Annotated in this window: 13 protein-coding genes; 10 read left to right on the top strand and 3 right to left on the bottom strand. The window is 27.6% G+C overall.

Going from position 1 to position 15009, the window contains the following annotated elements; all coding sequences use genetic code 11:
- The first annotated feature begins 57 nt into the window (after positions 1 to 57).
- From CXF68_RS08965 to CXF68_RS08945, 5 genes are read left to right on the top strand one after another with little or no spacing between them, the layout of a single operon-like run.
- A complete protein-coding gene (locus CXF68_RS08965) occupies positions 58 to 1494 on the top strand; it encodes a glycosyltransferase family 39 protein (protein WP_157821885.1) in 1437 nt (478 codons plus the stop codon).
- Between the two features lie 9 nt (positions 1495 to 1503).
- Positions 1504 to 2490 carry a polysaccharide deacetylase family protein gene (locus tag CXF68_RS08960; protein WP_101044023.1) on the top strand — a complete coding sequence of 329 codons (987 nt, stop codon included), beginning with the start codon at positions 1504 to 1506 and terminating at the stop codon, positions 2488 to 2490.
- A gap of 3 nt (positions 2491 to 2493) precedes the next feature.
- On the top strand, positions 2494 to 3423 hold the full coding sequence (locus CXF68_RS08955; protein WP_101044022.1) for a GNAT family N-acetyltransferase: 930 nt from the start codon (positions 2494 to 2496) through the stop codon (positions 3421 to 3423).
- Positions 3424 to 3426: 3 nt separating this feature from the next.
- The gene (locus CXF68_RS08950; RefSeq protein ID WP_101044021.1) at positions 3427 to 4266 is read left to right on the top strand and encodes an FkbM family methyltransferase; all 840 of its coding nucleotides are present in this window, start codon (positions 3427 to 3429) and stop codon (positions 4264 to 4266) included.
- A gap of 3 nt (positions 4267 to 4269) precedes the next feature.
- Positions 4270 to 5316 (top strand): glycosyltransferase, encoded by a 1047-nt coding sequence (locus tag CXF68_RS08945; RefSeq protein WP_101044020.1) that lies wholly within the window; start codon positions 4270 to 4272, stop codon positions 5314 to 5316.
- Between the two features lie 23 nt (positions 5317 to 5339).
- Here the strand turns inward: CXF68_RS08945 and CXF68_RS08940 are convergent, their stop codons facing one another.
- From CXF68_RS08940 to CXF68_RS08930, 3 genes are read right to left on the bottom strand one after another with little or no spacing between them, the layout of a single operon-like run.
- On the bottom strand, positions 5340 to 6179 hold the full coding sequence (locus CXF68_RS08940; protein WP_101044019.1) for a 2OG-Fe(II) oxygenase: 840 nt from the start codon (positions 6177 to 6179) through the stop codon (positions 5340 to 5342).
- Positions 6180 to 6233: 54 nt separating this feature from the next.
- Positions 6234 to 7853 (bottom strand): glycosyltransferase family 39 protein, encoded by a 1620-nt coding sequence (locus CXF68_RS08935; protein WP_101044018.1) that lies wholly within the window; start codon positions 7851 to 7853, stop codon positions 6234 to 6236.
- On the bottom strand, positions 7850 to 8908 hold the full coding sequence (locus CXF68_RS08930) for a hypothetical protein (RefSeq protein ID WP_157821883.1): 1059 nt from the start codon (positions 8906 to 8908) through the stop codon (positions 7850 to 7852). The genes CXF68_RS08935 and CXF68_RS08930 overlap by 4 nt, the downstream gene beginning before the upstream one ends.
- 326 nt (positions 8909 to 9234) lie before the next feature.
- On the opposite strand from CXF68_RS08930, the gene CXF68_RS08925 reads away from it, so the two are divergent.
- The 5 genes from CXF68_RS08925 to CXF68_RS08905 all read left to right on the top strand — a co-directional run bounded on the left by CXF68_RS08925 (position 9235) and on the right by CXF68_RS08905 (position 15007).
- Positions 9235 to 10365: a hypothetical protein gene (locus tag CXF68_RS08925; protein WP_101044016.1), complete on the top strand. Its 1131-nt coding sequence runs from the start codon at positions 9235 to 9237 to the stop codon at positions 10363 to 10365.
- 207 nt (positions 10366 to 10572) lie between these two features.
- Positions 10573 to 11652 (top strand): radical SAM protein, encoded by a 1080-nt coding sequence (locus tag CXF68_RS08920; protein ID WP_101044015.1) that lies wholly within the window; start codon positions 10573 to 10575, stop codon positions 11650 to 11652.
- Between the two features lie 2 nt (positions 11653 to 11654).
- Positions 11655 to 13196, top strand: coding sequence for a radical SAM protein (locus CXF68_RS08915; RefSeq protein WP_101044014.1), 1542 nt, complete (start codon positions 11655 to 11657; stop codon positions 13194 to 13196).
- Entirely contained in the window at positions 13197 to 13862 is a 666-nt protein-coding gene (locus CXF68_RS08910; RefSeq protein ID WP_101044013.1) for a methyltransferase, read from the top strand. It abuts the gene before it with no gap.
- A gap of 11 nt (positions 13863 to 13873) precedes the next feature.
- Entirely contained in the window at positions 13874 to 15007 is a 1134-nt protein-coding gene (locus CXF68_RS08905; RefSeq protein WP_101044012.1) for a hypothetical protein, read from the top strand.
- The last annotated feature ends 2 nt before the right edge of the window (positions 15008 to 15009 follow it).

Raw genomic sequence — 15009 nt, 5'->3', positions numbered from 1 at the left:
TTATTTATATAACTAGCCAATTTAAGAACTATATTTAGACTCACAAAAAAACTATCATTGAAATCAAATAAATTATCTATTTCTTTTTACGAAATATGTATATTATTCCTAATTCCATTCCTTTTCCTTTTTACTTTAAGAATTATAGGATTTGATGGTTTATACGGTCAGGATTCATATGAGTATTTAAGATATCTAAAAGTAATTAAAGAATATATAGGAACTGGTGCACATCCGAAAAGTTTTTATTGGCCAGTACTATATCCTTTTATAGGAGCTTTATTAAGTTTTTTAATTGAAGATAATATTTTTTCCTTAACTCTATTGAGTTGTATAAGTTTTTTTATTACCTGTTTATATACTTTAAAAACAATTAGAATATTATATCCAAAAACACAAGTTAGTTTTCTATATGTATTAATTTTCTGTTCCTTTTGTCCGTTTCTATTAAAAATGGGGTTAATTGTAATGTCAGACGCTATGGCAATAACTTTTGTGGTATTATCTTTTTATTTCTTTTTCCTCTTTTATTATAATAATACAAGTCTTATTCCTGTTTTTATCTTTATCACTTGTGCTTTTATGACACGTTACCCTTCTATTTTTGTCACTTTACCTATTCTATTTTTTTGTTCCTATTTAGTTATAAGAAGAAAGAAGTGGAAACCATTTATAATAAGTCTTTTTTTTAGTTTTGTTATCACCATTCCTTTTATAATTTTTCAAAGAGATGAACTCTTTAAGGCTACTTCAAATTCTTTTTTGAATTCTTGGTCTATTCAAAACTTCTTTAGCAGAAGTCACGTAACTGTAGATGGAGTGAATACTTATCTATTTCCCAATATAGTATATGTTTTTTATGTTTTTTTTCACCCTGGATTTATTTTTATAGGAGTCTTATTAAGTTTTTTTGCCATAAAAAACCACAAACTTCTTCTTAGTTTTCCTCAGAAATTACTGGGAATTAGTATTGCGATATATATTCTATTCTTAGCCGGAATCCCATTTCAAAACCCTCGAATTTTAGCTTTAACATTTCCATTAGTATTGTTGCTGTTTTTTCCTTTCTTTTCAAATTTCATTAACACAAAAAGTATAAAAAAATTTATTTTTCCTATTTCGATAACAGCTATTATACTGCAATTTTTTTTATGGAAAAAAACATTCAATTCAATATTGATTCGTTCGAATATTGAAAAAGAAATTACAGTCATGTTAAAACCTTATCAAGGAAATACCTTATACAGTTTTGATCTAGATATAGCAATACAAGGTCGTGGCTTGAACTTCGAATATAGGAATATGTTCATAAGTCTCTATAAAGACATACATAAAAAGGATTTAATATTGTTTGACCCTTTACGTTATTCATATCAATGGAAAAATAAAAACCCTATGTTAAATTGGGAATTCATTCATTCTAACTACGAATTGAAAGTACTGGAAACAAACCCTAATGGATGGAAACTATACGAAGTAAACTCAAAAAAATAAACGCCAATAATGCTTTTAAAACGTATTAAATATCGATTATTAATGCTCTATAGATCCTTTTATTTAAAATTTGGTCTTAGAAAATTTTTATTACAGAATCGTTATGGTGAACGAATTTTAGTGTTTCATGGTATAGATGCGATTGGAGAAACACGTTATAATAGTCGTTTTTTCTCAAAAAAATATTTTGAAAAATTTATTAAATATATTACTACACATTATAATGTAATTTCTTTAGACGATTACTACCAAAAGAAATTTAAACAGAAAACCCTAAACATTGCCTTAACATTTGACGATGGTTACTTAAACAACTATAAATATGCCGTTCCAATACTAGAAAAATATAAAGTGCCTGCGTGTTTTTACATTACTACTATTCATAAAAAAGCGCCCTATTTATGGCCAGACTTTTTAGATTTAGTTTCTTTTTATTCTAATAAATCCGATTTTATTTTCGAGCAGAATTTATACAAAAAAAATAAAAATGAATTTAGACGAAAAGACAACGTTTCAATAAAAAAAGCTGCTAAAAAACTAGCATACGATAAACTAGAGCTTATATACCCCATTTTTGACAGTGAATGGAAAAATTTGCTTCCAGAAAATTACGAAGATTATTGGAAATTAATGAGTATTGAGCAAATTAAAAAAATTGCAGACAACCCATTATTTACAATTGGATCACATGGGGAAACTCATGCTAACTTGACTAGTATCCCCCTAAAACATGCAAAAAAGGAGATTTTATCTAGTAAACGATATTTAGAAATTATTTGCAAGCAACCTGTAGAAGAATTTGCATTTCCATTTGGTTATTACACTAATGAACTTGCTGATTATTGTATTAAAATTGGCTATAAAAAAATTTTATTAATAGATTACAACACAACTGATGATAAAAAAAATGGTACTTTTCAAAATCGTTTTGTCATGAATCCTTATATTTCAATGGATTTACAAATAGTTTGTCTATTAAAAAATTCTTATTTTTAAATTATGCCTTATATTTTCAAACCTCTAAATTCAAATAACATTAAGGATCTCACATATCTTTATAAACATATTTTTGGGAATACAATGACTTTAAAAATGGTGAAATCAAAATTTAACACCTCATATTTAGGAATGGGATATTTTGGTCATCTTGCATATGATAATGAACAGCCTATTGCTTTTCATGGTGCCATTCCTGTTTTAATGCAATATAACGGAGTACAAGAAATGGCTGCTCAATATGGAGATGCTATGACCTTACCAAAATACACTGGAAATGGATTGTTTACCAAATTAGGAAAACTTACTGATGAGCAACTAAAAAAGGCAGGAATAAAATTTGTTTGGGGCTTTCCTAATCAAAACTCTGAATATGGTTATTTAAATAAATTAGATTGGAATTACAAAGAGCGTATGCAACGATTTAATTTTAAAGTTAGTTTTCCTATAGAGAAATTCGCTCGTAAATTTAGTATTACTAACAACTTGTACAATGCCAATATTCTAAAACGAATTGAAAAATATAAGACATTAAAACGAATTAAAGGAAGTGTGTATATTAAAGAAAATGTTGTATCTACTTACAGAAACCATTCTTATTATAAATATAAATCATTTACTAATAATTTCACTATTGATATTGACGGGGTTTTATTCTGGGTTAAAATTAAAAATGGTTTATTAATAGGAGATATTGAAGCTTCATCAGAAGAAAATTTTTTTATTTCTTTCGAAAAATTAAAGAAATTAGCAATGAATAATGGTATAGGAGAAATCAATATTCAAGCTTCACCAAATACCTTCATTACAGACTTAATGAAAAATTACACAAATGATTCTTTAGAATCTTGGGTAATTGGTTTTAAAAATTTTTCTTCGAAATTCCCATTGGAAAAACTAAAATTAACCTTAGGAGACTTAGATACATACTAATCTATGAATATTACACTTAGAAATTGTACTTATAAAGTTGACCCAGGCCAAAACAGATTCTACTGGAACGCTATACAAAACGGAAATTGGGAACCTCAAACTTTTGACATTTTTGATGCATTTATCCAAACTGATGATATTGTATTAGATATTGGTGCTTGGAGCGGTGTTTTAAGTCTATTCCTTGCAAAAAAAGCAAAAAAAGTGCATGCACTAGATCCTGATCCTGTTTGCTATAAAGAATTATTAGCTAACATAGAGTTGAACCCTGATTTATTAAATAAAATATCGGTATATCAAACTGCTATTTCAGATAAAGAAGAGGAAGTGTTCCTATCTGCTAGATTCCAATATGGAGCTTCATCAACGAGTATCTTACCCAGAAAAAGAGATACTAAAAATTCTTTTAAAATCACTACAAAAAAATTACATCATTTTTTAGAAGATGAAAACATACCTAAAGTCGATTTTATAAAAATGGATATTGAAGGTGCTGAATTTCAAATTTTACCTAACCTAAAATCAACATTAGAAAAAATAAACTACCCAACTTTTTATGTTTCTTTTCATTATCACTTTTTGAATGAGCATATTTACTATCAACATATTCCTTCAAGTTTTTTAAATAAAGTATTTTTGAAACTTGAAAAAACAATTGGTTTTTCATTGTTTAAAAAGAAAATAAACAAAAAAATACAATACTTATTTGATGATCTATTAGATTATAAATATATCTATACAGCAGACGGAGATTTGGTCTCTAAATATTTTTTACAACAACACCCTGAATTTATTAAAAATCATGATTTAGTATTCACCAATAAAAAATGGAATAAAGCATAACATTTGAAAAACACTTCTCAACACATCGTTTTTTTAACACCTGGCTTTGCTAAATCAGAAGAAGACTCTACTTCAATACCTGCTTTACAGGTATATCTAAAAAGCTTACGTAATGCATTACCAAATTGTAAAATGACCATACTTAGTTTTCAATTTCCTTACACGAAAAAAAAATATAAATGGCATAATATTGAGGTTATTCCTTTAAATGGCCAATCAAAGAGGTACAAAAAACTTTTGATTTGGAAAAAGGCATTACTCAAACTATCTAAACTTCATAAAAAGCATCTCATTACAACCATCCATAGTTTTTGGATTGGTGAATGCTCCATCATAGGCACACGTTTTTCAAATAAACACAATATTAATCATATTGTAACAGTAATGGGGCAAGATGCGAAACTTAAAAATTTGTATGCAAAATATTTAGCAAATACTAACGTAAAAATAGTAACGCTTTCTCAAAACAACTCTAATATACTGTATAAAAATTACCAGTTAACATCTACGGTTATTCCGTGGTTTTTAGATATTGATGTTTTTCCAAAAATACAACAGTCTGATATTGATATTTTAGGAGTTGGCTCGTTAATTCCTGTAAAGAATTACCCAGATTTTATAAATGTTATTTCAGTTTTAGTAAAAACACACCCCAACTTAATTGTAGAAATTATTGGTGAAGGTGATCAAACCCCATTAAAGCAACTTGTTAAAAAAAATAAATTGGAGGACAATATTTCCATAATTGGCGGGCTTTCACGGAATCATGTACTTGAAAAAATGGCAAATTCTAAACTATTACTTCATACAAGTAATTATGAATCTTTTGGTTTCGTATTCTCAGAAGCCTTATATTCAGGAATGCACATTGTTTCATATAATGTAGGAATAGCCAAACCTTTAAATGAGTGGATAGTTTGTTGTAATAAATTAGAGCTCATAAAATCTTGTGAAAAATTACTTTTATTACCAAGTAAAGTAAAAAAGAGGATTCTATTAAATTCTCAACAACAATCTGTAAATGATTACCTAGACCTATACAATAGTTAATTTGTATTCAAAAGCACCAAGCCTTATTCCCTGTTTTTTCTTTTAAACAGATTCAACATTCTACTAATAAAATCATCATTAATTCCTAAAATTCCTTTTAACGAAGTATAAATACTTATCATTTTTTTATCTGCCCAAATTAAAATAGCCTTGTTTCCATCATTTGGACGTGCACGATAATTAGTAGACCTCCTCTTAAATGAGCCTGACTCTTCTTTTGTAAAATAGTAAAGAGCAATTGATTTCCGAGTAACTTCTTTAGGGCATTCTATAGGGTCAGGAAAACCATGATAAGAGTCTTCATCTGTATTAAAAACAACAACTCTATTAAACATTGGTGCAATTTTCACAGCACATTTAGACATGTCTTTTTCCCAAAGTTCTAATGAACCACCGTAAGAATTTTGCCAATTATCATTTAAATAGACTAGTAAATTAACACGCCTTCTCCACAATTTTTTATGTGGATGTACCGTGAAATCAGCATGAATATTTAAATACCCTCCATTTTCACTTTGATGAATACCGCCACCTTCTATTGTTGCGTCTGGTAAAAGATTAGAAATTCCTGTTAATTTTTCTAAATACTCAATAAATGTTGGAGAATTTAATTCCTTAATTACCTCGTCTCTTATAAAAGGAGGTATTAAATCTAATTTATTTAAGCCATGTTTTCTTTCATTAACATGTACATAATGTATCCACCCACTGTCTTGTATTTTAGGAAATACTTCCAGCGCTTTTTCAGCAGCTTTTAGCTCCAAAAAATCATTAAAAACAATATGTGCATATGGCTCTGACTTTTGATAGTTTTCTTTATCAATAGTTAACGTTTTATTCCATTTCTGATAATCAAAGATCATATAGATATTTTTACTATTAAAATATTTATAACTACAGTTATCATATTACACGAATTATTGCAGTTTTTTATCCAAGTCTTCATTATAAATTAAATATATAACCGGTTTTCCTGGAAACCACCTACTGTACGAGTACTCTTTAAAAACACTCTCGTTTGGCTTAACATGAAATACTAATGAGTATACAGGTTTTATATTCTCCCACCACTTTTCGTCTTTTCCCGAAAAAAAGTACCAAGCAGTGTATTCTCCTCCTCCATGAATATGGTTTTTAGGAACTTCTTTAGCTACTAGCTCATCAACTATTTTCCACCGTACACGATTCCATGATAAATAATCATGAGTAGCTAATACCGAAAAAACACTTAATAGTCCAAGAAAAGTTAATGAAATACTTTTAAATATTCTTGTAGGTTTTTGCTTATAATTAGCTCCTAAAAACACAATTATTATTGGAAATAAAGGTAACAAGTATCTATCATACAAACCAACTACTAAAAAAGGGCTTAAATAAACTATAAGAAACACAAAAGACAATACAACAAGAGGTGAAATATTCTTTTTAAGAAATATAGAGGTTACCATTTTTTTTGCATGTAAAACTAAAGTTACACTAGAAAACACACCTATAGTCGTTACTATTTGCCAAAACAAACTAGGAGCCTTTATATATGGAGTAGACTTAACATCTCCGTAATAATCTGACAATAATGTAGGGCCGATTCCAAAATCAATCCAAATATTATCTAGACTAGGTATTGCATTTCCAGTTACTAATAATAAAGCAGTAACAATTAATGTATACATAATTGCTGAAATTTTATATCCTTTGAACGTAAATCTCTTAAAATAAAAGAGATGTATAGGAGCTAATAAAAAGCCTAAATAAGTCAAACTTTTTAACAAGTAACCAAAAATAGTTAAGAATATTCTTTTATCAAGGCTAATAATTTTTTCTATCAATAACTTAAACTTAGAGTTATAACGTTCTTGTAATATCTCATTCACTTCCATTATGTATGAAAAAAAGAAAGAAAAAATAATTAAAACTAATAAAGGTGTTAAGGCTCTTATTAAATTTCTCTTATCTTTCTTTTTAAGATAAAGTACTGTAATCAACCAAACAACAGGAAATACCCATGCTAGTTGACGAATAAGAAATGCCCAACAACAGAAAAAAATTGCCCAATACAACGATTTATCTGTGTCATCTATTATGGCTTTCGAAAAAAAGTAAAACCCCCATATTGTTAAACAACAAAAAGGAATATCAGTCATAAAAGAAAACGATAATGATAAAAAAATAGGATTCATTACACATAATAATGTACTAAACAATGCCATCCATCTTGGTAACTTGGAAAGCTTGAAAAGCTCATAAACTCCTAAAATGGTTGCAAACCCCATAATTAAAGTTGAAAAACGCAATACAGTAAATGAGAAACCAAATATCTTTGTGAAAAAATATCCCCAGTATACATGCCCTACTAAAGTCATTTCTCCCCAATTATAAATTTTAAGGCACCCATTTTCATACAATGTTTTTACTGATTTCCCATAACACCAATCATCGTTTAAAGGGAAATCTCCTAAAGGATTTATTATTAATATAATTAAAACCCATAGTGCTAATAACCATAGTTGATCTTTGTACTTTTTTAGAAAAAAAATCATTTTTTATAGTATGTGAAATGAGATTTAATTTTAGATTTTGCAAAAACATTTCCTTTCTCACTCCAATGGCCATCGCATGATAAAAATAATTCTTCACATTCTTCGATCGTTAAACTTTTTGTTTGAGGTAATAAATCTAAATATTCAACCCCGATAGTATTACAAATTTTTTTTAAATCGAAACCTAATGGATTTTTACCGTGTTTTCGGTATGCTTTTATTTCTTTAAACACAGGAATACTATACACCATTACAAAACGATTCCCTGCATTTTTTTTTATTTTTTCTATTGCATATCGCATACCATTTAACTGCTTTTGTGAATAGTTAAAATAGCTAGGTATTATAGAAGGAGACAAAAGTTTATCTTTAGGAATTGTTGCTATTCTCCTTCTAGTTCTTAAATAAGCAAGCATGTTATAAGAGTTTGTGAAATTTTTTAATATCTTGATTATAAATTTTCGTTTATACGGTCTAGCTTTTGATTTCTGTATACTATCTAAATGATATTTTATTGTGTAATTTGGATATTCTCCACGTAAAAAAGGTTGATATCGATTTGACTTGGTTTTTACATTTATTTCATAGTCGTTATCTATAAAATCATTTGAAGGCAAAATACCAACCAAAACTGCATCATGCGTATATTTTATAGCTAAAGTTTTATATAACAAGTAATATTGAGTTGTCCCAAAATTCCCGGCCATTCCAAAATTTATATGTGGTATATTAGTCTCGTTTTCTAGTAAATTTGTTAACCTACTCTCTTCTTTAACACCAATCCCTTCAGTAAAAGAATCACCTAATGCTACAACTCTTGTTTCTTTCTCCTTCAATTTACGCTCTACATCTCGAAAACCACTAGAGTTTGATTTATACAATACATCAAAACAAGTTTTTTTTTGCCGATAAGAATGATTTGGTAAATGAGCAGTTCCATAATTTACATTTAAATCAAACCAAAAATTTTGAGTATTTTGAAACGTATACGTTGGCAACTCTATTTTTACCCTAGCTACTCTAATATAAACGGCCAGCACAATTTCTAGTAACAAAAATGTGATTCCTGATATTAAAATATATCTTTTTATAATGGAAATGTATTTTTTATTGAACAAAGAGTTGTTTTTATATCATTTCTTTTTTAAAACATTATTACTCTATACAATAAGATATTTATTTTAATAATGTAAAACCAAATATACCTATTTGGAAGATATTTAAAAGGAGAAAAATAGAATTTTATTTAATAATTAAAATAACACCCCCTTATTATAAACCTATTAAAAATATTTTTTTTTAACTTGGCAACATCATTTTTCGCATCCACAATTTCAACTCAAACCAAATTAAGGAATATTATTATGATTTACGTTATATAATGAACAAGTTAAAACCCGCTTTATTTAATATAATTAGAGCTTATTCTACTTCAGTTTTCAACTTCTTAATAGCTCTTTTTGGAATAAAGGTTTATGGAAAAGAAAATTGGGGAGAGGTAGTAGCTGTACTATTATGGGTTTTCTTTGTTATCTTTTTCTCTAACTGGGGAAATCAAGAATATTTACTGCGAAAATATAGTAGAAACCCAAGTAAAATATTTGAACTATTTTCTAAAAACCTTTTTTCAAGAAGTTTCCTTTTAATTTTTTCTTTTTTAATTTTTCTCTTTTTCCCTTTTAAAATTGCCTTTTTAGCCTGTACTCTTATTTTTCTAATCTTTTTTTATAATTCGCTAAATAGTTTAGTAATTTATCATCAAAAATTTGGAGAGCAATTATTTGCAGAATCTTTAGGGCTAATTGTTTTATTGCTTACAATCTTTTTTTTTCCTTTTAACATTACCTCCATATTAGTTGGTTACTGCTTAGCTTTTTTTTTAAAGTTAACTTTCCTATCAATTAGCGTTCAATTATGGAGAGAGAAGATTGTGTTTGAATTTTCCTTAAAAGAATTTACTAATGCCAACTCATTTTTTCTAATTGGTTTAATTGGATGGTTGGTTTCTAAAACAGACTTATATATTGTTAGTTATTTCTTACCCAAAACTACATTATCATCATACCAAATTTTTATTACTGCATTTCTAATGTTACAAGCATTAAGTGGACTTATGTTATTACCTTATAATAAACATTTATATCGTTTTAATAAAAAAACAATCAACAAAATTCAACAAAAAATCACTTTAATCTCAATTCCTATTGTAGCAATAGGAACTTTGTTTATATGGCTTGTTTTAGAATTTATAGTGAAAATTAATTTCCCTTTATACTATTATTTTCTAGGAATTTTGATTGTTTTACCTCATTACTTTAGTGCGTTAGATTACGTAAAACTAAAGAAAATATATAAAGAGAAAAAAATTATTACTTTTAATATTGTTGGTTTTTTAATAGTAGTCATATTATCTTTCCTTCTAGTTACCCCCCTAGGCTTAAAAGGTATCTTATTTAGCTTATGTCTTTCTCAATGGTTTATTTTAGTTTTATTAAAGTATACTAATAAATAAAAATTTTTATAGATAAACTCTTTACTTAAAAAAAAATAAACAATAATTTTTTTGGTTAAAATATAAACACTATTCATTTAGAGACTAATACTCTAAAGTAAATATAAATAAAATTTCACCTAAAAACATGTATATTACGGACTCTGAATTTAAGATTAACTAAAATCATTTTACAAAACTAAATTTTTATTACCAAAGGAGATATAAATGTCAAATCAATTACTAAAAAAACTAAATAAAAAATTACTTCCTAGTAACTATCTATTTTCTCCAGAATGGATTATTTTAGGTGTAAACAATGTATGTAACTTACATTGTAAGATGTGTGATGTAGGTACAAAAAACATGGATACAAACTTTGCTCAAAATTTAGTTGGCACACATCCTTTAAACATGCCTTTAGAGTTAATTAAAAAAATTATTGACCAGATAGCAATGCATTATCCAAATACTAAATTAGGATATGCTTTTACAGAACCTTTAGTATATCCACATCTAGAAGCTTCTTTACAATACGCTCAACAGAAAAACATTAAAACATCTGTCACTACCAATGCTTTAACATTAAAGCATAAAGCAAAAATATTAACGCATAGTTTGTCTACTCAAATTTGTATTTCTTTAGATGGTCCTCAAGACATACATAACGAAATTAGAGGGCATAAAAAATCTTTTCAAAAAGCTATTGAAGGGATTAAAGAAGTATTTACTCTAAACCCTAAGGCACATGTCTCTATATTTTGTGTAATTACCGAATGGAATATTGGCTACTTGAAAGAGTTTTTAGATTTTTTCAAGGAATATCCTTTAACTCAAATAGGGTTTATGCACACCAACTTCACAAAACAAGAAATTGCTGATCAACACAATTCAATTTGGAACACATCATACCCCGCTACTGCATCAAATATTGATGAAATTAATATTGAAAATTTCGATTTAGAATTACTATGGACTGAGATGATGGAAATAAAAAATGACATTTATAATTTCCCTGTAACTTTTTCTCCAGAAATAATTTCAAAAGAGAAATTACACGAATTTTACCATAAACCAGAAAAAATTATAGGTAAAGGTTGTAACGATATTTTTTCTAACATCATGATTAAATCAGATGGTAGTGTAATTCCCGCTCATGGAAGATGTTATAATGTAACGTTAGGAAACATACATGAGCAATCATTAAAACAAATATGGCAAAGTAATATATTAAAAAAAATAAGAACTGATTTAAACAAAGCTGGAGGGTTATTTCCTGCTTGTAGTAGATGTTGTAGTGCCTTTTAATTATGAAAAACAATAAAATATTAATCTTCAACCCTAAAAGTGGAAATGCAAAACATAGAATACCAAATTCTATATTGCAAGTCGCTGCTTCTATTCATGGTAAATATGAATATGTTTTGGTAGATGGGAATTTAGAAAAAGATCCATTCCTCAAAATTTTAAATTATTTAGAAACAGGAGAATATAAATATTTTTGTTCTACAGTTATGCCTGGTCCTCAACTTAGGCAAGCAATTCCTTTTACAAAAAAGGTAAGAAAATTATTTTCTAATACTATAATAATTTGGGGAGGTTATTTCGCTTCCAATCAGTATGGAGTTTGCATGGATTCTAACTTGGTAGACTATATTGTAAACGGTCCAGGTGATGTCACGTTTCCTTCTTTGTTAGACATTTTAGAAGGAGAAAAATTAGATAAAATAGCCATTGATAAAAAGTTAGGCGAGATTGAAAATTTAGTTTTTAGAAATAATGATGGAAACATTGTTAAGACTAAAAAAGAACAATTGTTAGATCAAGATACCTTGCCAAACTTACCTTACACATATTTGGATACTTTTTATCCACTTAAAAATTACTTGGCAAAAACTTTTATGGGAAAGACCACTTTGTCTTATCATTCAAGTATGGGGTGTCCGTTTACATGTTCGTTCTGTGGAATTGTACCTATTTTTGGAGGAAGATGGAAAGGGAAATCAGCAGAAGGAATGTATCATGATGTAAAATACTTTAAAGAAAAACACAATATTGATGCCATCGAATTTCACGACAACAATTTTTTCACTTCAAAAAAACGAGTATTAGAATTTTCAAACTTGATTTTAAATGATAATATTAAATATTGGGGAGAAGGAAGAATTGATACGCTCAATAAATATTCAGATGATGAATTAAAATTGATGAAGCAGGCAGGTTGCGAAATGATTTTTTTAGGTGCTGAAACAGGAAATGATGAAGTATTGAAACAAATGAACAAAGGAGGTACACAATCTGGAAAAATGATTAAAGAATTTGCTGCACGTATGGGAAAATCTGGAATTATTGCAGAAATGTCTTTTGTTTTAGGAATGCCAGCAGATACAGAAGAACAAGTTTACAAACAGATACTTTGGGATATTAATTTCATTAAAGAAATCAAAGAAATCAATCCAGATACAGAAATTATTATTTATTTATACAGTCCAACTCCTACAAAAGGATCAAAATTGTATCAACAAATTTTAGATGCAGGATTCTCTTTCCCAGAGACTTTAGAGGAATGGATTTTACCTAGCTGGGAGAACTTTGATTTACGTAAAAACCCACTTACTCCTTGGTTAAAACCTTATATGATAGACACAATCAAAAATTTTGAAACGGTCTTAAACGGAAAATACCCAACAGTTTCAGATTTCAGAATTCATGGATATAAGAAAAAAGCATTAGGTTTGGTTTCTAATTGGCGTTATAAAACTGGTTTTTATAAATTTCCCTATGAAATAAAAGTATTACATAGACTATGGAAATACCGTCAACCTGAAATAGAAGGTTTTTATTCAGAATAGATGAAGAGACTGATTAAAAAAATAATAGAGCCAATATTTAAAAAATTATTTTTTAAATATTACTCTAAATCACGAAAGTATACATACAAAGGTATTAGTGTTAATATTCACCCAGAGGTATTCCCTCCACATTTTACGATTAGCACTAAAATTTTATTAGATTTTTTAGAAGGAAAAGACTTAAAAGACAAAACACTTTTAGAACTAGGTTGTGGCTCTGGTATTATTTCATTGTTTTGCGCTTCTAAAAGAGCTGAAGTAACAGCATCAGATATTAATAACATCGCTTTAAAAAACTTAAAAGAAGCTAGTATTGCTAATGGTTTACCTATAGAAGTAATTCATTCAAATTTATTTGATACAATTTCTAAAACTCATTTTGACTATATTATTATTAACCCACCTTACTACCCCAAAACACCAAAAAACATAAAAGAACAGGCTTGGTTTTGTGGTGAAAATTTCGAGTATTTTGAAAGATTATTTAAGCAATTAGCTACTGAAATTAATTTTGAAAATATTTTCATGATTCTATCTGAAGATTGTAATGTGCTGAAAATAAAAAACATCGCTTTAGTAAACAAATTACAACTTTCTTGCGTTTTAGAAAAAAGCGTTTTTTTAGAAAAAAACTTTATTTATAAAATAAATAATAGCCCCCTTTAAATATTATTGATATGAATTTTTTAAAATCTTTTATAATCAGCTTCCGTAATATTGCACTAATATTCGTGATTATTGAAGTTCTTTTAGGTATCTTTTTAGGATTAAAAGAAAAAAGAAGTTTTAATAAAAAAACTGAAAGCATTATAAAGTCAAAAGCATATAAAAATGCTCCCGATTATATAATTAGAGAAATTTATGATGATTTATTTGCTATAAAATCTGAGTGGAATTCTTATATCCATTACAAAGGAAAAACTTTTAGTGGTAAGCATAATAATATTAATGATAAAGGAATTAGGCTTTCTACAAACTTCAACCAACAAAACAACACCGAAGCTATAAAAATATTTTGCTTTGGAGGATCAACAATGTATAGTACAGGAGCTAGAGATGAGTATAGTATTCCCTCAGAAATCTCAAAATTATTACACATAAAATTTCCTGACAAAAAACTAGAAATTTCAAATTTTGGATACATGGGATATCAAAGAAATATAGAAAACATACTGCTTCAAAAAGAGCTTATTAAAAACAATATACCCGATTTTGTTATTTTTTATGATGGCGTTAATGAAATTACATCTTCTTTTCTTACCAAAACCCCAGGTCAACCAACTATAGCTCATATAGCCCATACAGAAACAGGAGCGTCTTTTAATTACGGAAAAAAAATAAAACTAGTTTTAAATACTAGCAACATTTATAAAGTAATAAAATCGATAAAAAATAAAATTTTTAAAGTTAATACTATAAATTCTAAGCTGACATTAGAAAACAAGATCGCAAAAAACTATAAAAATTGTGTAAAAATAACAAATGCATTAAGTAAAAGCTTTAACTTCAAAGTCCTAAATTTCTTACAACCTGTTATTTACACAAAAAACAAATTAAGTACTGTTGAAGAAAAATTGGCTCGCGAAACTTTTGTTTACAAAGACTTATATATTAACAGTTATAATTTAATTCAAAAAGATTCTTTACTAAAAAAAGACATAACCTTTCACGACATTAGTAATGTTTTTAATAATATAGAAAGCACTATTTATACTGATTTTTGTCACACAAATGAATACGCAAATAAACTTGTTGCAGAAAAAATTACAAAAAAATTAGTTCCGTACTTTAAAACAACTGAAAATAAATAGTT

The organism is Tenacibaculum sp. Bg11-29 (assembly GCF_002836595.1).
Taxonomy (GTDB): Bacteria; Bacteroidota; Bacteroidia; order Flavobacteriales; family Flavobacteriaceae; genus Polaribacter.
The sequence above is the reverse complement of the archived record's forward strand: the minus strand, read 5'-3'. Positions and strand labels throughout refer to the sequence as shown.